At 47.8% G+C, this 26,127-nt stretch carries 19 protein-coding genes; 12 read left to right on the top strand and 7 right to left on the bottom strand.

From position 1 onward, the window contains the following. Nucleotides 1–15: 15 nt before the first annotated feature. The 6 genes from LZG94_RS04425 to LZG94_RS04400 all read left to right on the top strand — a co-directional run bounded on the left by LZG94_RS04425 (nucleotide 16) and on the right by LZG94_RS04400 (nucleotide 9,112). On the top strand, nucleotides 16–3,615 hold the full coding sequence (locus tag LZG94_RS04425; RefSeq protein WP_233790729.1) for a TonB-dependent receptor: 3,600 nt from the start codon (nucleotides 16–18) through the stop codon (nucleotides 3,613–3,615). Between the two features lie 32 nt (nucleotides 3,616–3,647). Next, nucleotides 3,648–5,384, top strand: a complete 1,737-nt coding sequence (locus LZG94_RS04420; protein WP_233790728.1) for a RagB/SusD family nutrient uptake outer membrane protein — start codon at nucleotides 3,648–3,650, stop codon at nucleotides 5,382–5,384. Between the two features lie 33 nt (nucleotides 5,385–5,417). Beyond that, nucleotides 5,418–6,650 (top strand): metallophosphoesterase family protein, encoded by a 1,233-nt coding sequence (locus tag LZG94_RS04415; RefSeq protein ID WP_233790727.1) that lies wholly within the window; start codon nucleotides 5,418–5,420, stop codon nucleotides 6,648–6,650. A gap of 379 nt (nucleotides 6,651–7,029) precedes the next feature. Continuing rightward, nucleotides 7,030–7,869 carry an endonuclease/exonuclease/phosphatase family protein gene (locus LZG94_RS04410; protein ID WP_233790726.1) on the top strand — a complete coding sequence of 280 codons (840 nt, stop codon included), beginning with the start codon at nucleotides 7,030–7,032 and terminating at the stop codon, nucleotides 7,867–7,869. A 132-nt stretch (nucleotides 7,870–8,001) separates the two neighbouring features. Continuing rightward, the gene (locus LZG94_RS04405) at nucleotides 8,002–8,679 is read left to right on the top strand and encodes a hypothetical protein (protein WP_233790725.1); all 678 of its coding nucleotides are present in this window, start codon (nucleotides 8,002–8,004) and stop codon (nucleotides 8,677–8,679) included. Between the two features lie 124 nt (nucleotides 8,680–8,803). Next, on the top strand, nucleotides 8,804–9,112 hold the full coding sequence (locus LZG94_RS04400) for a hypothetical protein (protein ID WP_233790724.1): 309 nt from the start codon (nucleotides 8,804–8,806) through the stop codon (nucleotides 9,110–9,112). Nucleotides 9,113–9,188: 76 nt separating this feature from the next. Here LZG94_RS04400 and LZG94_RS04395 read toward each other — a convergent pair whose 3' ends face one another. After that, nucleotides 9,189–10,850, bottom strand: a complete 1,662-nt coding sequence (locus LZG94_RS04395; RefSeq protein ID WP_255700603.1) for a GH39 family glycosyl hydrolase — start codon at nucleotides 10,848–10,850, stop codon at nucleotides 9,189–9,191. A gap of 290 nt (nucleotides 10,851–11,140) precedes the next feature. Between LZG94_RS04395 and LZG94_RS04390 the strand changes: the two genes are divergently transcribed. The 3 genes from LZG94_RS04390 to LZG94_RS04380 are packed head-to-tail and all read left to right on the top strand — an operon-like array spanning nucleotide 11,141 to nucleotide 15,316. Continuing rightward, nucleotides 11,141–12,610 carry an ankyrin repeat domain-containing protein gene (locus LZG94_RS04390; RefSeq protein WP_233790723.1) on the top strand — a complete coding sequence of 490 codons (1,470 nt, stop codon included), beginning with the start codon at nucleotides 11,141–11,143 and terminating at the stop codon, nucleotides 12,608–12,610. Nucleotides 12,611–12,616: 6 nt separating this feature from the next. Next, nucleotides 12,617–13,105: a DUF2271 domain-containing protein gene (locus LZG94_RS04385; RefSeq protein ID WP_233790722.1), complete on the top strand. Its 489-nt coding sequence runs from the start codon at nucleotides 12,617–12,619 to the stop codon at nucleotides 13,103–13,105. 15 nt (nucleotides 13,106–13,120) lie between these two features. Next, on the top strand, nucleotides 13,121–15,316 hold the full coding sequence (locus LZG94_RS04380; protein ID WP_233790721.1) for a PepSY domain-containing protein: 2,196 nt from the start codon (nucleotides 13,121–13,123) through the stop codon (nucleotides 15,314–15,316). Here LZG94_RS04380 and LZG94_RS04375 read toward each other — a convergent pair. Further along, the gene (locus tag LZG94_RS04375; protein WP_233790720.1) at nucleotides 15,310–16,302 is read right to left on the bottom strand and encodes an FAD:protein FMN transferase; all 993 of its coding nucleotides are present in this window, start codon (nucleotides 16,300–16,302) and stop codon (nucleotides 15,310–15,312) included. The two genes, LZG94_RS04380 and LZG94_RS04375, sit on opposite strands and share 7 nt — an antisense overlap. A 68-nt stretch (nucleotides 16,303–16,370) precedes the next feature. Between LZG94_RS04375 and LZG94_RS04370 the strand changes: the two genes are divergently transcribed. Beyond that, nucleotides 16,371–17,492: an AI-2E family transporter gene (locus tag LZG94_RS04370; RefSeq protein WP_215235811.1), complete on the top strand. Its 1,122-nt coding sequence runs from the start codon at nucleotides 16,371–16,373 to the stop codon at nucleotides 17,490–17,492. Nucleotides 17,493–17,523: 31 nt separating this feature from the next. On the opposite strand, the gene LZG94_RS04365 is transcribed toward LZG94_RS04370, so the two are convergent. Both LZG94_RS04365 and LZG94_RS04360 read right to left on the bottom strand, forming a co-directional pair. Beyond that, a complete protein-coding gene (locus tag LZG94_RS04365) occupies nucleotides 17,524–18,378 on the bottom strand; it encodes a glycosyltransferase family 2 protein (protein WP_233790719.1) in 855 nt (284 codons plus the stop codon). A 124-nt stretch (nucleotides 18,379–18,502) separates the two neighbouring features. Continuing rightward, on the bottom strand, nucleotides 18,503–19,126 hold the full coding sequence (locus tag LZG94_RS04360; RefSeq protein ID WP_233790718.1) for a hypothetical protein: 624 nt from the start codon (nucleotides 19,124–19,126) through the stop codon (nucleotides 18,503–18,505). Between the two features lie 188 nt (nucleotides 19,127–19,314). Here LZG94_RS04360 and LZG94_RS04355 point away from each other — a divergent pair, with 188 nt between their 5' ends. After that, nucleotides 19,315–19,725, top strand: coding sequence for a hypothetical protein (locus tag LZG94_RS04355; RefSeq protein WP_233790717.1), 411 nt, complete (start codon nucleotides 19,315–19,317; stop codon nucleotides 19,723–19,725). Between the two features lie 15 nt (nucleotides 19,726–19,740). On the opposite strand, the gene LZG94_RS04350 is transcribed toward LZG94_RS04355, so the two are convergent. The 3 genes from LZG94_RS04350 to LZG94_RS04340 form a co-directional block, all read right to left on the bottom strand. Beyond that, nucleotides 19,741–21,900 carry a T9SS type A sorting domain-containing protein gene (locus LZG94_RS04350; RefSeq protein ID WP_233790716.1) on the bottom strand — a complete coding sequence of 720 codons (2,160 nt, stop codon included), beginning with the start codon at nucleotides 21,898–21,900 and terminating at the stop codon, nucleotides 19,741–19,743. Nucleotides 21,901–22,004: 104 nt separating this feature from the next. Continuing rightward, nucleotides 22,005–22,991 carry a carboxypeptidase-like regulatory domain-containing protein gene (locus LZG94_RS04345; protein ID WP_233790715.1) on the bottom strand — a complete coding sequence of 329 codons (987 nt, stop codon included), beginning with the start codon at nucleotides 22,989–22,991 and terminating at the stop codon, nucleotides 22,005–22,007. A 119-nt stretch (nucleotides 22,992–23,110) separates the two neighbouring features. Beyond that, on the bottom strand, nucleotides 23,111–25,381 hold the full coding sequence (locus tag LZG94_RS04340; protein ID WP_233790714.1) for a cation:proton antiporter: 2,271 nt from the start codon (nucleotides 25,379–25,381) through the stop codon (nucleotides 23,111–23,113). Nucleotides 25,382–25,549: 168 nt separating this feature from the next. On the opposite strand from LZG94_RS04340, the gene LZG94_RS04335 reads away from it, so the two are divergent. After that, a complete protein-coding gene (locus LZG94_RS04335) occupies nucleotides 25,550–26,113 on the top strand; it encodes an RNA polymerase sigma-70 factor (protein ID WP_233790713.1) in 564 nt (187 codons plus the stop codon). The last annotated feature ends 14 nt before the right edge of the window (nucleotides 26,114–26,127 follow it).

Raw genomic sequence — 26,127 nt, 5'->3', positions numbered from 1 at the left:
CAGACAATCAAAATTATGCAAAAATCAGTACGTAACAAGCCGGTCAACTGGCGAAAAATCATGCGCATTGGACTGCTTCAATGGATTATCGTTACCCTGCTCGCCGGGGGCAGCTATGCGAAGGAGACTTCCGCTCAATCTGTTCTGAGCAAGGATATGACACTGAACCTGAAAAATGTTTCGCTCAAAGAGGCATTAAACCAGATTCAGCAGAAAGTAAATACGCGTTTTGTGTACAGCAGCAGAGTATCTGTGAGGGAGCAGGTTAGTATTAATGTAAAAAACGAAAAACTCTCGAAAGTACTTGACCAGCTGCTGACCCCGAGGGGGATCGATTACAAGGTGATCAACGAGCAGATCGTGCTGGCGAAGACCAAGGTGAATAAGGAAGAATCTTTCATCAATAATATGGAAGAGAAACTTTATAATTATGTCAACCCGGTCGATATTACAATCACCGGCACTGTAAGCTCGAATGACGGGCAGGGTACGCTACCGGGCGTGAGTGTGGTTTTGAAGGGAAGTGCGCAGGGTACCACAACCGACAGTGATGGAAAATTCACAATGGTAGTTCCGAACCCGCAAGCGGTACTGGTTTTCAGTTTCGTCGGCTATATTTCCCAGGAAGTGGTTGTAGGGAGCCGCTCAGAGATCAATATCTCGCTGGATACAGATAATAAGGCACTTTCGGAAGTAGTTGTAGTTGGTTATGGTACGCAAAAAAGGGTTAACCTGACCGGCGCTGTGAGTACGATCAGTTCCAAAGATCTTGAAAACAGACCTTTGAACAATATGTCGCAAATATTGCAGGGTATGGTCCCTAACCTGAACATTACATTCAGTACCGGTCAGCCAGGCTCGGGCGGCAGCTTGAACGTGCGCGGAGAAACTTCGATTAACGGTGGCGGCCCGCTGGTACTGATCGACGGTATTCCGGGGGATATCAACCGCATTAACCCGGGCGACGTAGAATCGGTTTCGGTGTTGAAAGACGCGGCTGCTTCGGCTATTTACGGTGCGCGCGGTGCTTTTGGGGTAATTTTGGTTACTACAAAAACGGCAAAGAGCGGCAAAACGAGCGTTGGTTACAGCAATAACTTCGGCTGGTCCACTCCCACTGTCAGCACCGACTTTATGACGAACGGGTACGAGCATACGATGCTGAACGACGAGGCTTTCAAACGCGCGACGGGCAATACGTACACGCGGTATTCAGAAGAAGATTATGCTGAACTGGAAGCCAGAAGATACGACAAAACTGAAAATCCTGCCCGCCCATGGACAGTAGTAAAGAATGTCAACGGAAAAGACATTTACAACTACTACGGAAACTATAACTGGTGGGATACGATCTTCGATATGACCCAGCCTACGAGCCAGCATAATCTCAATGTTTCGGGAGGAACGGACAAGATCAATTATTTCCTGTCAGGTTCGGCTTTTCAAAAGGAAGGGATCATGCGGATCAATACCGATAAATTCAACTCCTACACATTGCGTACGAAAGTGAATGCGCAGCTGACCCCCTGGTTGAAAATCAGTAACAATACCCAGTATTTTGATTCCAGATACAAATATCCCGGACTGGAAGGCGGCGCAAATGCAAACTTCGTCGCGATTACCGTGCACGCAATGCCGGCTTATGCACCCCGTAACCCGGACGGTACTGCTACTTATAATACATTGAAAAACAACTATTCGATCGGCGACGGGTTGTTTGCCAATTTCCTGAAAGGTGTTGCCGGCGGTGAAAAGAAAGTCCACGAGCTGACCACGATCAATACGATCACGATGGATTTCACCAAGAACTGGAACCTGGTAGCCAACCATTCCTATTCGTTTTACATCGCCGACGACTGGTACCGTTCTGCTGTCGCGCAATATTCGGTACAGCCCGGCATATTAACACCGGTACCTAACTACAATACCGACCAGTTGAAAAAGACATTCTGGTTCGACCCGATGAATGTGACCAATGTGTATACTTCTTATAACAAAACACTGGGCAAGCATTATATCGCCGGTACTTTGGGTATGAACTATGAAAACAAAAAGCATCAGCGGCTTTTTGGTGCCAGAAAAAACCTGCTTTCTGAAAGTCTGAATGACCTGAACCTCGGTACCGGCGAGCAGCTGACTGACGGAGATTCTTACCAGTATTCACTATTCGGCGCTTTTTTCCGGGCCAACTATGATTATATGGGCAAATACCTGCTTGAAGTGAATGGTCGCTACGATGGTACTTCGCGCTTTGGTGAAGGTCGCCGTTTCGGTTTCTTTCCTTCGGTTTCAGCAGGTTGGAGAATCAGTGAGGAAAATTTCTTTGACCCGATCAAAGGCGCTGTCAATAACCTGAAAATCAGGGCATCTTACGGAACATTAGGCAACCAGCTGCCGGCAAATAATAACTCGGCGAGCTACTATCCTTATATTTCTACAATGCCGACTGCGCTTTCTTCCTGGATGACGAACGGACAAAAACTCAATTATGTCAATAACCCAAACCCGATCTCATCTAATCTGACTTGGGAAAAAGCGACCACTTCCAATATTGGTCTGGACGCAGATTTCTTCAAAAGCAGGCTGAACCTTGTATTTGACGCCTACATCCGCAGAACAACAGATATGCTGATCCCCGGCCAGGTTCTTCCATCAGTGTACGGAGCTACTGTTCCGACACAGAATGCAGGTGACCTTGAAACGCGCGGATTCGAATTGGCGCTCAGCTGGCGAGATCAGTTTAAAGTGGCTGGAAAAGTGCTTTCCTACAATGCGTCGTTCATTTTATCAGACTACAAAGCGAAGATTACGAAATTTGACAACCCGAATAAGATCCTTTCCAGCCGCTACGAAGGTCAGACGATCGGAGAAATGTGGGGGTATTCAATTGACGGATATTTCAAAACAAACGACGAGGCGCAGGCTTATCCAGTGGATCAGACACTCGTCAACAAGCAGCGTTTGAGCGCGCCGGGTGAATGGAGCAAATTGCAGGCAGGTGATCTTAAATTCATCGATGTGAACGGCGACGGGAAAATCTCGGAAGGAGCCAATACCCTGGCTGATCACGGCGATTTGAAAGTGATCGGAAACACCAGCCCGAGGTTCCGTTACGGACTTAACCTGGGTGCATCGTGGTCAGGATTTGACATTTCAGCCCTGGCGCAAGGTATTCTTCGCAAGAACTGGTACCCCGGCGCGAATGCGGACAAATTCTGGGGACCTTATTCGAGACCTTATTATTCATTCATTCCGAAAGATTTCCAGGAAGATGTGTGGACTCCTGAAAACCAGGATGCATACTTCCCGATCCTGCGTGGCTACACGGCACTGAATGGCGGCGGCGACCTGAATGCAAGAAACGACCGGTACATTCAGAATGTGGGTTATCTGAGATTGAAAAACGTGGTGATAGGCTATACAATTCCTCCTAAACTGACCACCAAACTCCGCATCCCGAACGCGCGGATCTATATCAGTGGAGAAAACCTGCTGACTTACACGCCGCTGAGAAGCAAATACATCGACCCGGAACAATTCGACGGCGACGGTACAAACGGAAGGACCTATCCCCTTTCCAAGACCTACTCCGCTGGTTTGAGCATTAATTTCTGATCCGGTTGTCCAACAAAATTTTAAATACTCTTATGAAAAAGCTACTTACCATATTGTTTCTGGGCATCGGACTAGCCTCGTGCGATCTGAACAGGCTGCCGCTGGACGCCATTTCCCCTGAAACTTTTTTTAATACCGAAAATGACCTGCTGCTTTATACCAACTCATTTTACAATATGCTTCCCGGCGCGGAAGATGTTTATAATGAGGATGTTGACAATGTTGTAAAAAACAGTTTACGCGACGAATTACAGGGAACCCGCATCGTACCTACAAGCGGCGGAGGCTGGTCGTGGGGCAGTTTGCGGAATATCAATTATTTCCTGGCCAATTCTAATAAATGTCCCGACAAGAACGCAGTCGCCCGTTATAATGGCGTTGCGCGGTTTTTCAGGGCATATTTTTATTTCCAAATGGTAAAGCGTTTCGGCGATGTACCCTGGTATTCCAGCACGATTGAAGTGGAGGATGAAGACCTGCTCACCAAAGCACGCGACCCACGAACATTGGTGATGGACTCGGTAATGGCTGACCTGGACTACGCGGCGCAGGCACTTAGCGCGAATAATGCTCGTCAGGTCAACTCGGTCACAAAATGGACTGTACTCGCATTAAAGTCTCGTGTGGGACTTTATGAAGGCACTTTCCGCAAATACCACACAGAGTTTAAGTTGCCCGATTCTGAAAAATTCCTGGACGCCAGCATTGCAGCTTCCGAAGAGCTGATCAAAAACAGCGGCTACACGATTTACAAAGCCACGCCCGAAACGGCTTATCTGAGACTTTTCTCTTCCGATAATGCGATTGCGGATGAAGTAATTCTGGCCAGGGATTTCAGTGATGAATTGCAGGTTTATCATAACCTCAACTACTACACCATGACCGCTTCCTATGGAAAGCCGGGATTGGAGAAAAAGCTGGTGAATAGCTATTTGATGAAAGACGGGACACCTTTTACGAATGTGAAGGGTTACGAAACGATGCAGTTTTACGAAGAAGTTCAAAACCGTGACCCGCGCCTTTCGCAGACGATCCGCACGCCGGGATATACCCGTATCGGAGAAACTACCCCGCTGGTGCCGGAGTTTGGCGCGACGGTTACAGGATACCAGCTCATCAAATTTGTCTCCGAGCCGAAATGGGATACTTTCAATAAGGATATTACGGATATGCCGATTTTCAGGTACGCCGAAGTATTGCTGAATTACGCCGAAGCCAAAGCTGAAAAAGGTACCCTGACGCAGGAAGATCTTGAAATATCGACCAAACTGACCCGCGAACGCGTAGGTATGCCGAACATCAATATGCTGAATGCGAATACGAAACCGGATTCTTATCAGGCACAAATGTACACCAACCTGACTGGCAAGAATGCGGGCGTGCTGCTCGAAATCCGCCGCGAAAGAAGGATTGAAATGGTGATGGAAAATTTCCTGCGCTGGGACGATATCATTCGCTGGAAAGAAGGCCAGCTGCTGACAAGACAGTTCAAAGGCATGTATTTCCCCGGCCCAGGCAACTACGATCTTGACAAAAACGGAAAGGTGGATCTCGTGATTTATGAAGGAACAAAACCGACGGTACCGGGTGCGCAGCTGCTGAAACTGGGCAGCGAGATTTTGCTGGAAAATGGAAATAAAGGCGGTAACATCGTCGTGAATGGACATATCAACAAGAAATTCGACGAGACGAAAGATTACCTTTACCCAATCCCAAGACAAGAGCGCCTGCTGAATACCAACCTGACGCAAAACCCCAACTGGGAGTAAAACAATACAATCCTATTCCTAACCCTTGCATTTATGCTTTCAGACAGAAGGTCTTTTCTTGAAAAAATGTCCCAGATCGGGGCGCTGAGCCTGCTACCGCTCACTGCCTCACAAGCCGCCGGAACTGCTGCTATCTCAGAAGCCGCGGCGGAAGAAAAAAATCACTTCGTAGCCGGTCCCTATCTCCAAAATCTGGGGACCGACGAAGTGACGATTATGTGGATCACGCACAAAAACTGTTTCAGCTGGGTTGAATACGGCGCGGGTACTTACACGAGCATGCGCGAAGTGGGTTATACGAATGGTTTGGTCGAGGCCAACAACCGGATCAACAAGATCACGCTCAAAGGTTTAAAGCCTGGTACCGACCACAAATACAAGCTCGTTTCGACCGAGATTACCGGCTACAAAGGTTCCCGCGTTGAATTTGGCGAAAGTATTTCCAGTCCGCTTTACGGGTTTAAGACACCTGCTGCCAATGAGGATGAATTTAAAATGGTTGTTTTCAACGATATCCACGACCGGCCGCAGATTATCCCGCAACTGCTTTACCGTCATGCCTATACGGGCAATACGCGTGATTACGACTTTGTGGTTTTCAATGGGGATTGTTTCGATTGGGTTACGGAAGAAAGCCAGATGGTCGACCATTTGATCAAACCCTGCGTGGATATTTTCGCTACTGAATTTCCGTTTATCCTCACGCAAGGCAACCACGAATGCCGCGGCAGCTTTTCGCGCCACATTCCTTCCTATTATGCTTATCCTGAAAACAAGTATTACTATGCATTCACGCGCGGGCCAGTCCGGTTTGTGGTGCTGGACTCTGGTGAGGACAAAGCCGACGACGCAGTGGATTACGGCGGGCTGATCGCCTTTGACCGCTACCGGGAAACGCAGAAAACGTGGCTGGAAAGAGAAGTCGAATCGCCGGAATTCAAGAAAGCCGAATTCCGCGTGGTACTGATCCATATTTCCCCCTATCACTCGGGCGACTGGCACGGAACGCTGCATTGCCGGAAGGTATTTGGTCCGGTTTTGAACAAGGCTAAAATCGACTTGCAGATCTCGGGCCATACGCACCGATACATGACGCATGAGCCCGACGCAGACCACAACTACCCGATCGTAATCGGCGGCGGACCTTTGGAAGGCAAGCGAACATTGATCAAATTGCATGCGACCCGCAAGCAGCTAGACCTGAAAATGATCCGCGACGACGGCGAGGTAGTTGGCAAGTTATTGATCCCGAGGAAAGGTAAATAATGTAAGACGGAGGTTTTCCGCGGCCAGATTCGTCCGAATCGGAAAGATTGAAACAATCGAAGAGATTCATAACAACGTCGTTTTTTACAAACAGGAGGCCCCGCTGGGGCCAACAAAAAATGAATTACCTTTTTCTATAAACAGGAGGCCCCGCTGGGGCCAACAAAAATGAATTACCTTTTTTCCTATAAACAGGAGGCCCCGCTGGGGCCAACAAAAATGAATTACCTTTTTTCCTATAAACAGGAGGCCCCGCTGGGGCAAGTTGCGGCCCCAGCGGGGCCTCCTGTTTATAGGAAGATTAAGGGTACAAATTATGCGGCCCCGGCGGGGCCTCCTGTGTTTCCACAAACAAACTTTTAACTAACATAAATAACCAATGAAAAAAAACGCTTTCCTTTCTCTGCTTCTTCTGACCTTATCGACGCTTTCTTTTGCGCAAAAAAATACGATTAATGTGGCCTCCTACAACCTCCGCTACAATACCGCCAACGATGGCGTAAATGCCTGGCCGAATCGTAAGGAAAATGTAAAAGGCCTGATCCGTTTTCATGAATTCGACATCTTCGGCGTGCAGGAAGCATTGATTGGTCAGATCAAAGATGTGGCTGAGCTCCCTGAGTTTGCATTTATTGGAAAAGGGCGCGACGACGGGAAGGAAGGTGGCGAGCATTCGTCGATTTTTTATCGGAAAGACCGTTTCAAATTGCTGAAATCGGGTGATTTCTGGCTGAGTGAAACACCTGACAAGCCGGGCAAAGGCTGGGATGCAACCTGCTGCAACCGGATCTGTTCGTGGGGTAAGTTCCAGGACCTGGCCTCTAAAAAGGAGTTTTTCTTCTTCAACGTACATTTTGATCACCAGGGCGTAGAAGCCCGGAAAGAGTCGGGTAAATTGATGGTAAAGAAAATCAACGAGATCGCCGGAAAAGCGACTACATTCCTGACGGGGGACTTTAATTCTACGCCAGAAACTGAGCAAATGAAAGCGATCGAGGGAATTTTGAACGATACCCACGAAGTGACCAAACAGCCGCCTTACGGACCAGAGGGTACTTTTAACAGCTTCCAGTTCGACGCAAAAATGGACAAGCGCATTGACTATATTTTCGTAAGCAAGGATATTGATGTCTTGAAATACGGGGTATTAACCGATGCGAAGGAACAACGCTATCCGTCTGATCACCAGCCAGTTGTAATCAAGGCACTTATTAAATAGCTTTTGCAGAAACACAGAATACATTTGAATAAGTTGGGCGTAGCAAAACACTACGCCCAACTTATTTTCGTTAAATTCGGAACCTGCGAACTCCGGTCAGCGAACATTGCCTGATGTGACTGTCTCAATTAGATGACGAAAATCTCCTTCTTTCTCACTTTTCTTGCGCTCGTTTCTTTTGCTTCATTTGCACAAAATGTAAAGATCAGCATCGTTTCCCCGCGGGTATTGGATGACAGGAAAGCGATTTTGCTGACACGGGAAAAAGGCTTTGCTGCGATTGTGCATTCCATTCAGCTCGGTTTTGACACGACGCACCTGAAAATGGACGCACATTTGCTGCCGGACCTCTATCAGCTGCAAGTATCCAAACTCAAAGGTTCACTCACATTCTTCTTCGAATCGGGCACGCAGATCCTGCTGGATACTGGCAATGTGGCACGGTCGGTGGTAACCCATTCGCGCAGCAATCTCGAATGGCGACAGTTCAATGATAGCATTCAGAAACCTTCCGATGCGCGTGCGAATGCATTTGTAGTACAGGAAGCGCGGATGCGCAGAAAGAACTTGCCCGACAGCGCCCAATACTGGATTGCGTGCCAAACCAGAGAAAGGGAAGACCTACTGGCAAGAACTGCCGAATTTATCCGCACAAATCCACAATCCTACGTAAGCCTTTACTTGCTGAAAATCAACTGGTATGCCTTTAAAAATATGGGTTTGCTGGAAAAACTTGACGCTTCACTTTTTAAACACCGGAATTATCTTCTTCTGAAAGCAAAAAAGCAGGAAATCACCGGAACCAGATAACTCCCAATTTGTGCAAAAATTTCGTAGAATTAATTTGAATCCCAACTTAAAAGGTTTGGTATGTTTTTAGTAGCCAACGGATACATTATGCCAAGTAATATTCTTTTCAGTAAACCTTGAAAATATGAAACGGGAAAACGAAAAACATCCGGTCATTTCATTAAGTGGCGAGAGTTTCAAGCATTATCTGATAAACAGATACGGCGAGCATGTCGGCGATTATGCCTGGAAAAATGCTGCAAGCGAATGGGCTGAGCCTGTACCTTCCGAAACTCTCAATCAATTGTACAATCGCGCCAAAACGGAGATCGAAAATTCCGGCGGCAGTTTAATGAGTTACGCCGTCGTGGACGATGAGCTGGTAAACTGCGGGACGGTCGATGCACCCTGGCCAGACAACTGCATGTGGGTTCTTCAATTTAATAATGATTAAAGGATCCATCGATCCACAGACACAGACAACTCTACGAACCTCAGAATAGGCCACCAAAAGTGGCCTATTTTTTATGTTACCATTCCAGGGTAATCAGGGAAACAGCTTGACGCGGCAGGGCAACTTTCACCACTGTTTTTCCCTGTTTATGCTCTACAAGCGGCTCGCGGCTCATCTTTTCCAGTTGGCCGGCCTTTTCCAGCGCAGCTATCTGCCCTTTGTCAGGATTCTGCGGAGAGCCCATTTTTTTCCAGGCTTCGTACGAATTACTATGTTCCCGGTCGATCCGGTATTCCGTGATTTTTATTTCTTTTGAGTTGATACCATTGAGTGTCAGTTCCACCGGCTCAGCAGCTCCCTGCAAATCATCATCGTGGTAGTTCCAGAGCATGATAGCAGCTTTTTTACTCTCTTTTGAGGCTAGTGCGCCTATTTCCGTTTGCTGCCCGCGGATGCTGGAATCAAGTACCATTTGCAGCGGGTACATTCGGTCGCTTTTCACTTCCACCCTATTCCCACTCATTTTACCAAACATCCTGAATACATTCAAAACCGGTTTATCGACTCCATTGGTCGCGAGGTCGCGGAAACCGTAAAACCAAGGCTGATTTTCAAATTCAAATGACCAGGAAACTGCGCCGAGAAAGTTGACACCATGTTGATCTGCCAACGCGTATTTCCGGGCGAAAGTGGCGGCTGTGTAACTGGAATACATGGTGCCGTTCCGATATGCATTGGACGGATTGGTAGCCATACCGCAAGCGGCGCAGCCTTCGGGATCCGATTCGCCTACGATAAGCGGCAGGTTTTTGAACTGAGGATAAGCGAGCACAGATTTAAACCCGGTCTGAATATCCCGCAGCTGCGGGCTCATATTCATTCTCACTACGCCATTGATCAGTTTGGGCGAACCTTTGGCGTGAAAAAGTACGGCGTCCAGCGGCGCGCCTTTTTTGCCAGTCGCATAGTTAGTGCCCTCTGCACAATGCAGCAGAAAAGCTTCCAGCCACTTTTTACCTCCCGGCGACGAAGTGCCTGCAATGTTCAGCCCACCGATCCGTGCAGTCGGCAATGCGCGTTTAACTGCATCGGCTGAATAGTCGTATAGTTTAAAAAACTCCTCCATCGTGCCTTTCCAGTAGCCGTTTGGCTCATTCCAAACTTCCCAATACCAGCTTTCCACTTCTTTTTGTCCGTAGCGTTTCACACTGTGCTTTACCCAATTGTAAACCAGATCGGCCCATTTCTGGTAATCCTTCGGCGGATATGCCCAGCCGGTCATGATCTTGTTGTAGGGATCGCCCGGCTTCCAGTCGTGCTGGTAAGGCTCGGGATTGGTGGAAAGTGCTTTTGGCATAAAACCAATCTGCGCGAGCGGCTTCATTCCGCGTTTCACGTAAGTGTCAAAAATACTGTCGACAATAGCCCAGTTATAAACCGGCTTCCCGTTTTCATCCTCGGTGTATGCATTCGTCGAACCCCATTTTAATGCAGCGGTACCGTCGCCTGTGCAAAGCAGGCAATGCGCCCGTACGTAAACCGGCACCGGGCTCAGTTCTGCGATTTCGGTCAGTAACTTTTTACCATCTTTCATATAGGTATAGTTCGGCTCATCATAGCCAAACCACGCCCAAACCGGTTTCATTGGCCCTACGGTTTTATCAAAATTCACCTCTATCCGTGCCGGCGTACCAGCACTACCCTGCCCAAATGCATGAAAGCCAACACCCGAAAGCATGCAGACCGCCCCCAAAAACAACCTCCGAAAGAGCTTTTCCATCAATATGTAAAATAAGAATGTCCAATAAACCAGTAAAGAAGCTCCATCCCCCATCCTACCTTCCTCCTTCCTCCCTTCCTCCCTCCCTTCCCAATGACGCCAACCCTCGAAAAAAACGGACGAATTGACGTGAAGCGGAATCAAAAAGCAGTTTTGGCCATTATTTAGACTAGTTATCATTAACTTTGAACGACCTACCTCCGCGGCATAGAGGCAGAGGTAATCAGCTTTCAATCCATTCTCTTTATATGAAAAAACTTGTTATCGCTTTTTGCACCCTATTTGCGTTCGCTGCACAGGCTCAGCAAAACACGCTTTTGGAACAATCTTTCTGGAAAACTTCCCCTGATGTGAATGCTGTAAAAGCAGAAATTGAAAAAGGCAGCAATCCTTCCCAATTCAATAACAATATGTTTGACCCCGTTGTGATGGCGATCAATTCAGGCGCGCCGAACGCGACGATCGAGTTTCTGCTTACACAACCGGGTAATACCGTTGATAAATTAACCCACGACGGCCGCATTTACCTGCACTGGGCTGCGATGCGTGGTAATGTGGAGTTGATGGAATCGCTGGTTGCGAAAGGATCGAAAGGGAATTTTGTCGATGGCCACGGCGCTACCCCGATCAACTTTGCGGCTGGCAGTCAGCAGAATACCAAAGTATACGATATCCTGCTCGCCGCTGGCGCGGATTTGAAAAAAGACCTGAATCACGACGGCGCGAATGCATTACTGATCGGGATCGCGAATGATAAGGATTTCGCACTTACCAATTATTTCATTTCCAAAGGACTTGACCTGAAAAGCACCGATGCCGCCGGCAACAATGCATTCAGCTACGCAGCCCGTGCGGGAAAGATAGACGTACTAAAAGCCTTGCTGGAAAAAGGGGTTACTGCCAACCCGAATGCATTCCTGATGGCGGCGCAGGGAGGTCGCGGCACGGCGAATACGATTGAAGTATACCAATACCTGGAAAGCTTGAAACTGAAACCAACGGTGATCGGCAAAAACGGCGAAAATGCATTGCATTCGATCGTTCGCAAACCGAAGCAGGAGGAGATCGTGAAGTACTTTCTGAGCAAAGGAGTTGACGTAAACAAGGCTGACGAGAACGGAAATACGGTACTTATGAATGCAGCTGCGGCCAATCGCGATACCGCTGTGCTGGCTTTGCTGCTTCCGAAAGTAAAGGATATTAACGTTGGTAATGCAAAGGGAACCAGTGCATTAGCGATGGCAGTACGCGGTAACTCACCAGAGGTGATCGCTTACCTGATCTCGAAAGGTGCAGACATTAACACAACGGATAAATCAGGCGAAAACCTGGGCTTCTATCTGGCGCAATCTTATAATCTCCGCACAGCCACTGATTTTGATGCCAAATTGAAAGTACTTCAAGACAAAGGTTTCAAAGTAGCTGCGCCTTCAAAAAATGGCAACACCCTATATCACAGCGCAGTAGCCAAGAATGATATGGCATTGGTAAAACGTCTGGAAGGCTTGCAGATTGACGTGAATGCGAAAAATAGCGAAGGTATTACGGCACTGCACAAAGCGGCGATGGTTTCCAAAGACGATGAAATGCTGAAATACCTGATCTCGATCGGTGCCAAAAAGGATATTGTGACCAACTTCCAGGAAACGGCTTTCGATCTGGCCGGCGAAAATGAGTCACTTTCTAAAAACAATGTCACAGTCAATTTCCTGAAATAACTTTTCATGTCCAGTTTATTTAAAATAACCCTGCTTTTCCTCGCGCTCACATTTGCCCGCCCCAACGCTGCAACGGCGCAAGGCACGAATAAATATAAATGCATGATCCAGATGACGAACTACATGGGCGAAGGCGCCTATATCGTAATCTCGCTGATGAATGCGAAAGGTGCATACGAAAAGACGCTTTACGTGCTTGGTCCTGATAAAAAGTGGTACAACAGCATGAAAGAGTGGCACAAGTTCCAGTCTAAAAAACCCGGGAATATCAGCGCGATCACCGGCGCTTCGGTGACCGGTGGCGACCGCAGCGTGAATGTGATCGAAATTGAAGCTTCCAAGATCAACGCCGGCTATAAACTGCGGTTTGAAAGCGCGGTAGAAGATAAAGCTTACCATGTAAAAGACCTGGAAATTCCGCTGACAACGGAATCCCTTTCCGCCAAAAACGAAGGTACCGGCTACATCCGCTATGTTCGTTTCAGCCCCAATTAATGTCCCGAGTAATTTATGACCATTTCGATATGGAGATACAGCCACTTAGCCCTGGCTGTATCTTCTTTTCTTTTGCTGACACTCGCTTCTGTAACCGGTATCCTGCTGGCTTTTCAACCCATATCTGAAAAACTGCAATCCTATCGTTCCGAGCATTTTAGTGAAACAAATCTCTCCACTACCCTTCCCCTGCTCAGAAAGCAATATCCCGGGATCAGCTCGCTTTCGGTTGATGCAAATGAGTTTGTGCAGGTGCAGGGAAGTGGTAATGATGGTAAAAAACTGCTTGCCTACATTGATCCCGCAACAGGCAAAATCCTGGGTGTTCCCGAGCCAAAAAGTGAATTTTTCGAATGGGTTACGGCCCTGCACCGTTCCCTTTTTTTGCATGAAGCGGGACGCTTTTTTGTAGGACTCACCGCATTTTTACTCTTGCTAATCACAGTTTCAGGAACGATGTTAATCGTGCAGCGGCAGCGCGGGTTCAAACGGTTTTTCACTAAAATCGTTAAAGAAAACTTTGCGCAATACTACCACGTCGTGCTCGGCCGGCTGTCGCTGGTCCCGATCTTTATCCTTGCGTTAAGCGGAACTTACCTTTCCCTCGCCCGTTTCGGACTTATTGAAACGACCCGGATCTCCTCCGAAATCGACTTCGACGCGATCCGCGAAAAGCCCGTAAAAAATGCGGCAGACTTTGACATTTTCAGGAAAACCAAGCTTTCAGAAGTCCAGACAATTGAATTTCCTTTTTCCGAAGATCCCGAAGATTATTACACACTCAAACTGAAAGACCAAGAACTTACTGTAAATCAGATCACTGGCGACATTCTGACCACTGTTAAATATCCTTCCGCAACTATACTCACTGAACTCAGCTTAGATTTACACACCGGGCGGACCAACTCTGTGTGGGCGATCATAATCGCAATTGCATCAGCCAATATCCTCTTTTTCATCTACTCCGGATTCGCGATCACATTGAAACGCCGCGCCGGCCGTGTCAGGAATAAATATAGTGCAGCCGAAAGTGAATATATCATTCTGGTGGGTTCCGAAAACGGGAGTACGTTCGGTTATGCAAATGCGATCCACAAGCAATTGATCGGCAGTGGGAAAGCAGCTTTTGTAACTGAACTGAATAACTACACCGTTTTCCCGAAAGCTTCGCACATCATCGTGATGTCGGCGACTTACGGGCTGGGTAACCCTCCTACCAATGCTGCGCAGTTTGCCAAAGTGCTGGAAAAATATCCGCAGCCTAATTCGGTTCACTATTCCGTGGTCGGTTTCGGGTCGCACGGTTATCCCGATTTTTGCAAGTTCGCTTTTGAGGCAGATAACCTTTTTGCCAAACAGAAATGGGCGGTGCCTTTATTGGAAATCCATACGATCAATGATAAATCGCCGGAGGAATTTGGGCAGTGGGCCACTACCTGGTCGCAGCACGCTGGGATTCCGCTCACCGTTGATAGCGGGTCAGTGGTTACGCGACAAGATCCTTTGCAATCTTTGACAGTAACCGAAAAAACAGAGATCGGGAAACCGGGAGAATCATTTTTAATAAAACTGAAACCCAAGCGCCGCACTAACTTCACTTCCGGCGACCTGCTCGCTATTTATCCTGCCAACGATCACCGCGAGCGGCTATATTCAATCGGTAAGATCGGAAAAGATATCCAGCTGAGTGTAAAGCTGCACGAGCAGGGACTTGGCTCCGAATATCTGTATCGCCTCGGTACCGGAAGTTTGCTCAATGCGCGCATTGTGAGTAACCCACATTTTCATTTCCCGCAAAGGGCTACTTCCGTGATCATGATCTCCAACGGAACGGGTATTGCGCCGTTTCTTGGAATGATAGACCAGCAGAAACCGAATGCAGATACTTACCTGTATTGCGGCTTCCGCGACCGCGCTTCTTTTGGTTTATATAAAAATTGCATTGATAAAAATGTGGCCGATCAGAAGCTGCGCAGTCTGCAAATCGCCTATTCGCGCGAAGGCGAAAAGCAATATGTGAAAGACCTGCTCAGCCGCGACGAGCTGCTGGTAGCGGAGGTTTTGAATAAAGAAGGGGTGATTATGCTTTGCGGCTCGCTTTCCATGCAAACGAATGTGATCGAACTCTTGGAACAAATATGCCAGGACCGGCTGGGGAAAAGTGTAAGCTATTACCAGTCGCGCAGCCAGATATTGATGGACTGCTACTGATCCGTTTTGTATCTGGATATATCAAAATTTGGCGAAGTCACTACTTTACCTTCGTCGGTTATGAGCAAACAGCTGAACTCCGGAAACTTTGCCAGCATTTCCAAGCCTGCCTTTTTACCCAAAACCATGATCGACGTACTGAACCCGTTTGCCTGCTCTGCGCTGGGGCCAAACACGGTGACGCTTGTGAGCCCGGTAGCAGGGTAGCCCGTGGCCGGATTTATAATATGCGAGTAGCGTTTTCCATTCAATACCACAAACTTTTCGTAACTACCCGACGTCACCACTGCACCTTCCCGCAGCGGCACGATCGCGAAAAGTTCGCCCGACTGCTTCGGATCGTTGATCCCGATCACCCAGTCGCTTTCGTCGGGCTGTTTCCCCCAGGCGCTCATATCCCCCGAACCGTTCACAATACCTGCGTTAATACCCTTTGCGAGCATCATATCCCGGCATTTGTCCGTCGCATAACCTTCTCCTAATGCGCCGAAGCCGATCTTCATGCCTTTCAGTTTCAGGAAAATAGTAGAATGCTCGCGGTTAAGGATGATGTTCTTATATCCCACCTTTTCGACTGATTTTTGAATAGCGGCTTTGGTTGGCATTTTGGTCATCGAACCGTCGAAATTCCATATTCTGTCCATCGCCGCAAAGCTGATATCGAAAGCGCCGCCAGTCAGTCGGGAAAGAGCGATCGCCCGTTCGGTCAGCTCAAAAACCTCCTTATCTACCCGCACCGGGCGTATTCCTGCATGGGCATTCACCTGCGAAACCTGCGAAGAAGGTATCCAGTCGGAAATCAGGTTCTCGATGCGGGTAATCTCCGCAATCACAGTATCAATGCCGTTTTCTGCGGTGAGTGAATCTTTGGCGACAATTGTAATATCAAACCTTCCGCCCATGAGCATGGTAGTACGCTTGCGCAAAGCCTGTGCGTGGGCAGTGAGCGTGATCAGAAGGGCGGCGATAGTCAGTAATCTTTTCATAGCATTAAAGGGCAAATATACCCTGGCACCAAATTAATACTGTATATCATGATAACCATCTCGAATTTATGATAAGACTTTCTGAAAACAGCCGCAGCATCAATCTGGCGGCTTCTCTGCTGAGCCTCGTGCTGATTATCGCCTTGCTTTATGCCATGCAAAGTGTAGTAGTACCGCTCATGTTCTCTATTCTGCTCGCGATTTCCCTATTTCCCGTTACCCGGTTTTTTGAAAAGTACAAGATCAACCGCGTCACCGCCTCCTTGCTTTCCGTGATCATCGCTATTATCCTGATCGGGTTTCTGGTGTGGTTTATTATTCATCAGGTAATTGTTATCGGTGCCAACGGAAGTGATATTCAGGTTCGTTTCGTACACATTCTGGAAACGATCCAGAAATGGGTGACTGTTCGTTTTGGGGTTGAAGAAGGCGAAATCACTAAACAGATCACCGCGTTTTCCAACAAGGTGGTCGGTAATGCAGGCATGATCATCAGTACTGCATTTGGCTCTGTCGGCGGAATTCTGGCTGGTGTGATCATCGTGCCGCTATTCACATTCTTTCTGCTTTACTACCGCGATTTCTTCCGTGAATTTTTCTTTCACGCGTTCGCTTCCGCTTCGAAAGAGCTGGTGAGCCAGGTACTCGACAAGATCTATTATGTAGTTCAAAGCTACCTTGTGGGCCTCGTAACCGTAATGGGAATTGTCGCGATCCTCAATACGGTCGGACTGCTGGTTCTTGGTATACCTTATGCATGGTTTTTCGGTATTCTCGCCTCTCTGCTTATGTTATTGCCCTACATCGGGATTGCGATCGGGTCGGTATTGCCCGCGCTTTTTGCACTGGCTACCAAAGACAGCGCGTGGTATGCATTGGGCGTAGTGGCATGGTTTCAGGTGGTGCAGTTCCTGGAAGGCAATTTCCTCACTCCAAATATCGTAGGAGGTAAAGTAAGTATCAATCCGTTGATGGCGCTTGTTGGCTTGCTATTAGGCGGAATGCTCTTTGGTCTGGCGGGTCTGATCCTCGCTATCCCGATTACGGCTGTGTTAAAGGTAGTTTTCGACGCGGTGCCTTCGATGAAAGCATTCGGCTTTTTAATCGGAGAACCAGAGCAATATCACCTCAAACGATATTCAGCCAAGATCATCATGAAAAGGTGGAAAATCCCGGCTAAGGATATTTAAATGAAGTATTAAGAATAAAGAAAAGCTGAAGTTACTCTGATGTTCTGGCCTGAGTCCGGGCTAGAATGTCGATTATCGTTCGATCCTCCACTTTGTTCGATTCTCCGTCGTGGTAGTAAAATTCGTCCAGTTTCCGCTCCCTTTTTGTGTCGCTGATCCCCCGTTTTATCTTTTCCTGATATTCACCCAGTGACCGGCAATAGTAATGATTGAGTTGCACGGTATCAATACTCGGCTCGGCGAAAGAGTCTTCAATCTTCACACCGTGCTCATTTACACAGTAATAACCCGGTTTATATTTGAAACAATGCGATTTGTATGCCGACTTCACAAACCGCGGCTGTACAACGCTCTTAATGTGTTTATTCGCTAAAAAATCAGTTTCCGACCGTTTTGTAAAACTCACGAGCTGACCCGCGGAAGGTTTTGACTGGTGCCCGTTCGAGCCGAAAATCAGCCAGCTAATTCCCAGCCCACCATAAGATTCATATTTATTCAGCAGTTTGGTAAAATTGGGATCACCGGTTTTCGGCACTATAAATTCGTCGGTATCAATAAATCCTATCCACTGCGAGCTGTTCCCGTAATGATCGAGGCAATGCTGATATGCTTTTACGTGCTTGTTTCTGCCGGGGATTCTGGTTACCGTCACAATGTCATTGATTTTCAGCGATTTGATTGTCTCTTCAATAGGAACCTTACTTCCATTATCGTAAATGAAAAAGTGCGTCACGCCTATTTTCTGATGGTAATCCAGCCACTCCGCGAGATAATCGTTTTCATCTTTTACAATACAGCAAAGTGACAAATAATGGGAATTATCAGCAACGCGTTTATCTCCGTTTGAACCAAACAGTTGCGAAAAGAAGGACTTGAAAGAAAACATTTGGCAGCTTTTAAATCAGCAGAAACACCCAAAGGCAGGTGCCAGGGTACATCCGAAGGTATTCATTTTCGGTTTTTTTTGCAAGATCAAAATGAAGGCGATTTACGCATTGCGCCAGGATACATCACTTTGCCGCCAGCGGCCCAATGCCGTTTACCGCTAACCGAAGTCCGTTCTGGATCATATTGAACTGCGCAAGCATAGTCTGGTGCGACTTGTGGTAGTCCAGCAAAAACGATTTCAGCGTGCGGCGCTCTTTATAAAGTTTCGCCAGCTCGCGCTTGTTTGTAGTATAAGAAATGTCGCGTTCAACATCATCCAGGTCCTTTTTGAAAATCCCTATTGTGGGAAAATCCATATCCGCAGACGTGAATTCCGTCGAACCGGGGCCTAATGTCCGCACCTGATCGATGGTACAGCTGTAAAGCCCGTCTTTCACATCGATCGAAACGCGGTAGCTGAATGATTTGAACTTCTCGGAAACGATCGGTTCTTTATCCTGATAAACAATCTTGCCGGTACCGGGATCGTCAACCTTCATGATCTCCCGATAGTTAGGGTAGGTTTTGAAGATCCAGGACCTTAATGCCTGACAGGTTTTTGCTTTCGATTGTCCGGTCTGGACAACTTTGGTTTGCGTGATCTCGCCGGTAAACCTGTTATAAGGAAGTCCCGCTTTTTGTGCGGAGGCAGGTTCAGGAAAGCACAGTAGTACAATTAATAACGTTGAGAGTAAAGAATGTTTCATTATTGACAGAGGCATGTAACTGTCGGTAATGATAAGAATTATATAAAATCTTTCAAAGTTTTCATTCGTAAGAAGTCGCACTAATTAGTTTCAATAGTTCAACTCAAAATACTTTTACTAAAATTCTTTCTACCCGATAACCAACTTATTCCAGCCCACATGTGTCTGAGGATAAAACTGATCTGACTATGAAACTCGCTTTATCCTTCCTGTTAATACTCACGTGCCTGCTTGCATGTAAAAAAGATGAAATTGAAGTAGCTCCCCAGGGACTCGTGGGAAAATGGAAACTGGTTTCCACGGAACATTTGCAGGGAGGCAAGATCGTCACACAGGATAAGATCGCCGATTCTATTTATATCTATTTCAGCAAATACGGTGAAGTAGTCAATTCGGAAGGAAAACGGCGGTTTTGCGGACCGAGCTATCTCCGGATCAATGGCGACCACTTCACGATTCAACTCAAAAGTGAGCCAGCCATTGAACCCTTCCTCAGCATTTGCGCCGACTGCCCTACCTGGAATGTCGATCTGCAACCCAACGAGATGACCCTGAGTATTTGCTCCCCTGAAAACAAATCGAAATACGTCAGGGAATAAGGGCAATAAGTGCATCTATCTGTTTACCAGCACCTTTTTTACCTCTGTACTTCCGTCCATTTTAGAAATCCGCAGCAGGTAAAGTCCTGTACCAAATGATTTTACAGAAATGCCCTGGTTAGAAACGCTGGTGACCTGCATCACTATCTTTCCTGCAATATCAGCAACTGTCACAGATTTGATCTGCCCACGCATTTCCGCATCAAAATAGATATTGTCCGAAACCGGGTTCGGATAAACAGCTTCCTTCCCGCCTTCAAATCGCAGGTTACGTATCTCCGAATAGGCAAATGTCCCGTCCAGGTCAACCATTTTCAGTCTGTATAAATTTTGTCCCGAATAGGGTTGGCTGTCTGTGAAGCTGTAAAAATGCTCCGCCGCACTTTCACCCTGCGAATCCATTTTGCCGATCTGCTTCCAGTCGCTGCCATTTTTACTCCGCTGCACTTCAAAATGCGCACTTTTTGTTTCAGAAGTAGTTGTCCACGAAACCTGAGCGGTTCTTCCCTCGGCAGTCACATTAAAATCTTTCAAAACAACGGGCAGCGGATCCGAATCGCGCAATGTTGCCAGCGGATCGCCCAGTAAAACCTGGCTCTCAACATATCCGGCAGCATACCGGTACGCATCACTGAATGCATATCCCTGCGACATCAGGGTAAATGCGCCGTTGTTCCGGTACTCATATTCCAGCGCGCTGGCGCCATTCGTCGTAATCAGCAGCAGCAGATCCGAATAACAATTCACGTTCAGGACGTTACCTTTCCCCAGATATTCGCCCCCCAGGTAATCACCCCAGCCGTAACTGCCAAGATTGCAGGAGCTCAGACTGATTACCTGCGTATTCAGCGCAGGAAGGTTATTAATATCCTCTTTGTAAATACCAAAAGACTGATAATCGGGCGAACCATGCACATTGAGGCTCATAATCTCATAGGACTGCGTACCCAGCTTATTCAGGTAATCTGCCTTCCATATCTCGTCGTCGCCGGAATAGTTCGGATCTTTTTCCCGCCCAAAAGCGACCGTACTTGCCGAACTCCACCTTCCGTTTGCCTGCGCCATAGCCACTACATTCTGCTCATCTACAAAACCGTCGGTGATCAGGACTTTCCGGTCAAATGATATCTCCTTTTTTCGGAATCGGTGCAGCTTTGTAAAATAATCTGTCACGTAACTGATCTTCTCCTGTGACGTAAGGTTGGGAGCCGGGATAATCATACCCATCGATATCAGCGGGTTAGTCTGCTCAAAAACAGCTTCCCTGACTTCCTGCGGCGGGTACAAGCAGGTATTAAGGTACCTGTACGTGCGCATCTCATCGTGTTCGGCATCGTAAGTGTAGGTCTTGTAGAGCGGGTGTGTATAGCGGGAAAAAGTGCTTGAAGAAAAGGTCATCTCAATATTTCCTTCATCATTGAGCAAATGGCGGGTAGACGTGGTAGCCGCATTAGCACCGATAAAAAACAGATACGTGATATTGTCCGTGAGATGATGTTGCCGGATGTATTCAAAGAGCCTGTTTTTGTCGAAACTATTACTCTCCATATGAAACTTTTCAACCGAAAGATTTGGCCGGGTAACTTTCACGTCAGCAATATATTGATCCAGCTTCTCCTGAATTGCGGCAGTGCTTCTCCATTCTTCATTGATCACAAGCAGCATTTTTTCCTGCCGTTTCACTGCACTGCCCGTCCTGAAAGGGTTAATAATCCACCCATCGCCGCCGCAAGCACTTCCGTCAACACCAAATACTGCTGTCATGAGGCGATAATCCTTACCCGCCTGCATGCCGCCCATTACCAGATCCACCGTTCTGGCAGTTTTATTAATAGCCCTGGGCGAGAGCCAGATGTGCGCAAATCCGTTCTGCATACAACCATCGCCGCAATCGGGTATAATAGTTAAATAAATAGAACTTATCTCGTCGATGTTGGTCGCCGGGCCGATCTCCATGTGAATATCGATCATACTTTCAGGCCTGGCTCCATGCGGCGTGACCGTGACGGTGATATCCTGAGCCGCAGTACGTAAGTTGGAAGATTTAAGCGGGGTTTCCACGACCTTATATTCGTGCGTGACGGAATCTACCACCAATTGAAGACCCTTTTGGCCAAAGCTGACGCCGGCAGAAAAGAAAAGAAATGTGATGATTAGGTAAACGTTGAATTTCATAGCCGATCGATTTAGTGAATTGAATGAAAACTATGTCCGGTTACTGTACCAGACACAGCTTTACATCCGCATGTTGCCTGTGATCCTGCTTGATTTTCAGATGACTACTCGACCCGTTCCAGCCTGACCACCACCGCCTGCCAGTTACCGCGGTGCGGGGTCACCATTGCCGGCGTTACCTGCCAGGAAGGTGTAAACAAAACGCTTGCCGATCCGATCGCAGTCTCCGGTTTGAGTCCCAGTTTCGGATAGGAATTTGCATACATACCACTGGCCGTCATTCGCAGCTCTTCTCCACCGCGCAACTTCGCTTTCATGGTGTATCTCCCAATCGGGATATTCAAAATAATCGCACGGGCGTAACCGATCTTTTTATAGACTTTAAATGATTTTGTCTCTCCATAAAAACCTTTTCCCTCAGGGATCAGCTCGATTTCAATTTCCCCGTCGGCCGGCAGGTAGTTAGGCACATTATCATCCCAGTCCACCTGGTAATCCAGACTGATCGCCCCGCCGTAATAATTGGAAGGGTTTCCAGGCTGCTGCAATACCTCATCCTTGTTACCTACCCCAAACGATTGCAACACAAAATTCTTCACCATTCCGGTCTCCGAAGCAAAGCCGGAAGTATTGTCGTCAGCGGGCGTAAGTCCAACCACGGCGCGGGTGCCGCCATAGTCGATCGTGTAGCCGGTTGCGTAGTAATGTACCGCGCCAATCGGCAGGTTGATCTCGTAGTAACCATTTTCGTCCGACTCGGCAGAAGCGCCGGAATATGACCCTCCAATCAGCGTAACACGTGCACCTATATACGCACCTTGGATCGGCTTGCCGGCTAGGTCGGCAACGTAACCGCGCAGAAAACCCTTTTTCACTTGAAGTGCTGGAAATTTCGGAGAACGGGGCTGCTTATCGCCCATCACATTGACCTCATATTCATCTCCGCCGATCGAGAAAGTTTCCGATCCGCCGATCACCGGCAATTCGGGCTGGTCGGGCCAGCCTTGTTCTCCATCCGGCCCCACGTCCGGGTCAGTAGTGGTGCAGCCTGCCAGTAGCAGCACCGCCCAGAATAGTTGCTTGAATTTCATTTCGTGACTAATAGTTAATAATGCCCGCAAAGTTAAATCGGCAGTTTCCGAGATTAAAGTCCCGTCGACAGACGTCATTTTTGAGGCGACAAACACCATTAATCACGCCAATTCCGCACTTACGCGCGAATTACCAGCACGGAAGGAGAATGCGAGAGCCACACGCTGTGAGACCGCACAGCCAGTTTCCAGCTCTGGTAGCTGATCAGCATCAGGTCCTGTTTTCCCAGAAATTCCTTTTCAAGTGCATTCTCATTGTGTAGCTCAATGCGATCCGGGAAGTCGCTCTGCATGTGCCCGACAGCTTCCCTGATCTCCGTTTCCTGATCCAGCAATCCTGTCGGATCCATAATCGTGACAGTGGTTCCGTGTTGACCGATCATCCTGGCGGCAAAATCGAGCAGAAACCGGTCGGCCGAAGAGAATATGGGAACGAATATGCGCTCGGTTCTACTGAGGTTTTTATCGATCAATAAAGCAACCGGCACTTTCACCGACTTGATCACGTGGCTCGTGCGTTCATCGAAAATATCGGCATGGAACAGCTTTTCCTTACCGGTAATGGTATCAAACAGGCGGACCGGGCTGATGATCTTATTCGTGATACCCAGCAATTTACCCAAAAAAGTACCTTCAAACGCTCCGTGACCAATACCCATCATTAACAGGTCATAACCGCCCGTATTCGCATACTCGATGATATCGTGTTCAATATCCTGTGATGGTTTGAATAGCGTGGTAACGGGCACTTCCAAATTTTCCGCCTCCTCGGTTATCGGCCTGAAAGTATCGGTTTCATATTCCTGGGAATCGACCTGACTGAGGTAGCTGCTGGGCGAAAGGTGCAATGCAGTCAGGTTTTTCGTTTCCTGGCGCGAGCTCAGCTGGCTGGCCAGTTTAAGCATTTTGCGGCCACTCAGCGGACTGGCGAATGCGATCACGACCGCGAATTTATTACCAACTGCGCCCGCGGCTTCCATCAAAGTACTTTTCTCGGGCATAAACCGGTCGATCAGATCCAGTGCAGGGCCTGTCATGCAGGTGGTGAGGAGCGCCATGATCACCATCATCGTGAAAATCTGGGGAGAAAGCACGCCGATATCATAGCCGATATTCAATACCACCAGCTCCATTAATCCGCGCGTATTCATCAGTGAGCCGATGATCAGACTGTCGCGCCAGCTTTGCTTCACAAAACGCGCCGCCACTGCACTGCCGATAAACTTACCAGCCACAGCGGCAAGCATAATGATCCCGGTAACTTTCCACAAATAGGGATCGTTCAGCAAGCCTACCTGCGTGCGCAAACCGGTGAATACGAAGAATAACGGCAGCAGCAATACCATCGAAACGTCTTCTACTTTTTCAATGAATATATTCCTGAATTTATGGTTTGAAGGCATGATCACCCCCGCCATAAATGCGCCGAACAACGCGTGAATGCCGATTACCTCGGTACTATAAGCCGAAGCCAGCAGTACCACGAAAAATATCGCGACCACTGGCTTGGTCAACCCTTCTTTATAATCGTAATGATCGCCCAGCCTTTTCAGGAACGGTTTGACCACATTCAGCATCACCAGTACGTAAGCGATTGCCAGCAAAATGGTGTACAGAGAGCTCACAAACGAGCCTGCCTTCACGATCGCGATCACCGCAGCCAGAATACACCAGGCAGTAATATCGTCGGTAGCGGCGCAGGTGATCACCATCATACCCAGCCGGGTTTTCGACAATCCTCTTTCCTGCACGATCCGCGCAAGTACCGGGAATGCGGTGACACTCAGTGCAATACCGGTAAAAAGCGAAAAAGAAAGAAAGCTGATCCCTGCCGGTGCAAATTCCTGATACAACATAAGCGCCAGCCCGACACCGAGTGCAAAAGGCAATACGATACTGGCGTGGCTGATCACGATCGCTTCCTTTGCCTTGGTTTTCAAGACTTTAAGATCCAGTTCCATGCCGATGATGAACATAAACAGGATCAGGCCGATCTGGCTCAGAAATTGCAGGTTACTGAGCGATGCTTTTGGAAAAAGGAAGGCTGAAAACTCAGGAAAGAACGTACCTACCAGCGACGGACCGAGGAATAGCCCTGCGGCAGTTTCCCCGATCACAGTAGGCTGACCAATTTTTTTACAAAACCAGCCAAAGACCCGCGCTACCAGAATAATCGTGATGATCTGCAATAGCAGGATCGCAAGCGGACTGGTGAGATCGTGCGAAAGTGTTCCCTGGAACTGCTCGAAAGAAGAGGTGGTCGGGACGGGATTGCTGATTGCTACTTCCGGACTTTCGAGCTTTTGCCCTTCTATCATAAACCAGTAAAGCAAGCCCGAAAAGATGGCCAGCGTGACGGTATAGAATAGTATGCTGCGCAAATTCTTCATAAGTATACGGGGAGTGAATTTTCGCAAAATACAAAAGGAAATCTGAATAAAATGGAGAACGAACGGTAGCAATCCATCATTTCAAAGCTTTATGGTTGTATGGAAATGCAAAACGTGCAGTTTTCGAAGCGCTGGTTCCGCACCCACATCGATGTGTTTAAATAGGCAATGAAACGGTTGAAATATATTCCAGAAGATGCGCGTGCCGGTTCCGCCTTTCCGATCAACAGAAAAGAGTTCGAGGGTATTTACCGGGAACACTGGCGCGAGCTGTATGACTTTGCCGTTGCCAAAACCCACGATAAAGACGTGGCTGAAGAAATTGTGCAGGCTCTTTTCGTCAATATCTGGGAAAAACGCGACCAGCTGTTGATCTCCAATCTGAGAAGTTACCTCTTCGTTTCCGTCCGGAACCGGATCATCGACCATTATAAAGAACGCATATTCTCCGACCTCACCTCCGCTTCCGATACCACCGCGCCCGATTACCCGCTTTTCCTGGACGAGCTGGAAACGACATTCAGGGAAGCAATGGGCCAGCTGCCTGAAAAAACGCGCGATATCTTTCTGCTCAACCGTATCGAAGGGAAATCGGCTTCCGAAATCGCCGATAAGCTGCAACTTCCATCCCGCACCGTTGAGTATCATATTACCCAGGCTTTGCGCAAGCTCAGGGAGATTTTGCGTAACGGTATCACTGCGCTCCTGATTTTTATCAATATCACCTTTTAAAGAAAAACTGGTCG

The organism is Dyadobacter sp. CY343 (genome assembly GCF_021390335.1).
In the GTDB taxonomy this organism is placed as follows: Bacteria; Bacteroidota; Bacteroidia; order Cytophagales; family Spirosomataceae; genus Dyadobacter.
Note: the sequence above shows the minus strand (reverse complement) of the source record. Positions and strands in the feature narration are given on the sequence as shown.

Coding starts and splice junctions, on each gene's coding strand:
- LZG94_RS04425 (WP_233790729.1), top strand. CDS start 16: ATGCAAAAATCAGTACGTAACAAGCCGGTCAACTGGCGAAAAATCATG.
- LZG94_RS04420 (WP_233790728.1), top strand. CDS start 3,648: ATGAAAAAGCTACTTACCATATTGTTTCTGGGCATCGGACTAGCCTCG.
- LZG94_RS04415 (WP_233790727.1), top strand. CDS start 5,418: ATGCTTTCAGACAGAAGGTCTTTTCTTGAAAAAATGTCCCAGATCGGG.
- LZG94_RS04410 (WP_233790726.1), top strand. CDS start 7,030: ATGAAAAAAAACGCTTTCCTTTCTCTGCTTCTTCTGACCTTATCGACG.
- LZG94_RS04405 (WP_233790725.1), top strand. CDS start 8,002: ATGACGAAAATCTCCTTCTTTCTCACTTTTCTTGCGCTCGTTTCTTTT.
- LZG94_RS04400 (WP_233790724.1), top strand. CDS start 8,804: ATGAAACGGGAAAACGAAAAACATCCGGTCATTTCATTAAGTGGCGAG.
- LZG94_RS04395 (WP_255700603.1), bottom strand. CDS start 10,850: ATGCTTTCGGGTGTTGGCTTTCATGCATTTGGGCAGGGTAGTGCTGGT.
- LZG94_RS04390 (WP_233790723.1), top strand. CDS start 11,141: ATGAAAAAACTTGTTATCGCTTTTTGCACCCTATTTGCGTTCGCTGCA.
- LZG94_RS04385 (WP_233790722.1), top strand. CDS start 12,617: ATGTCCAGTTTATTTAAAATAACCCTGCTTTTCCTCGCGCTCACATTT.
- LZG94_RS04380 (WP_233790721.1), top strand. CDS start 13,121: ATGACCATTTCGATATGGAGATACAGCCACTTAGCCCTGGCTGTATCT.
- LZG94_RS04375 (WP_233790720.1), bottom strand. CDS start 16,302: ATGAAAAGATTACTGACTATCGCCGCCCTTCTGATCACGCTCACTGCC.
- LZG94_RS04370 (WP_215235811.1), top strand. CDS start 16,371: ATGATAAGACTTTCTGAAAACAGCCGCAGCATCAATCTGGCGGCTTCT.
- LZG94_RS04365 (WP_233790719.1), bottom strand. CDS start 18,378: ATGTTTTCTTTCAAGTCCTTCTTTTCGCAACTGTTTGGTTCAAACGGA.
- LZG94_RS04360 (WP_233790718.1), bottom strand. CDS start 19,126: ATGAAACATTCTTTACTCTCAACGTTATTAATTGTACTACTGTGCTTT.
- LZG94_RS04355 (WP_233790717.1), top strand. CDS start 19,315: ATGAAACTCGCTTTATCCTTCCTGTTAATACTCACGTGCCTGCTTGCA.
- LZG94_RS04350 (WP_233790716.1), bottom strand. CDS start 21,900: ATGAAATTCAACGTTTACCTAATCATCACATTTCTTTTCTTTTCTGCC.
- LZG94_RS04345 (WP_233790715.1), bottom strand. CDS start 22,991: ATGAAATTCAAGCAACTATTCTGGGCGGTGCTGCTACTGGCAGGCTGC.
- LZG94_RS04340 (WP_233790714.1), bottom strand. CDS start 25,381: ATGAAGAATTTGCGCAGCATACTATTCTATACCGTCACGCTGGCCATC.
- LZG94_RS04335 (WP_233790713.1), top strand. CDS start 25,550: ATGAAACGGTTGAAATATATTCCAGAAGATGCGCGTGCCGGTTCCGCC.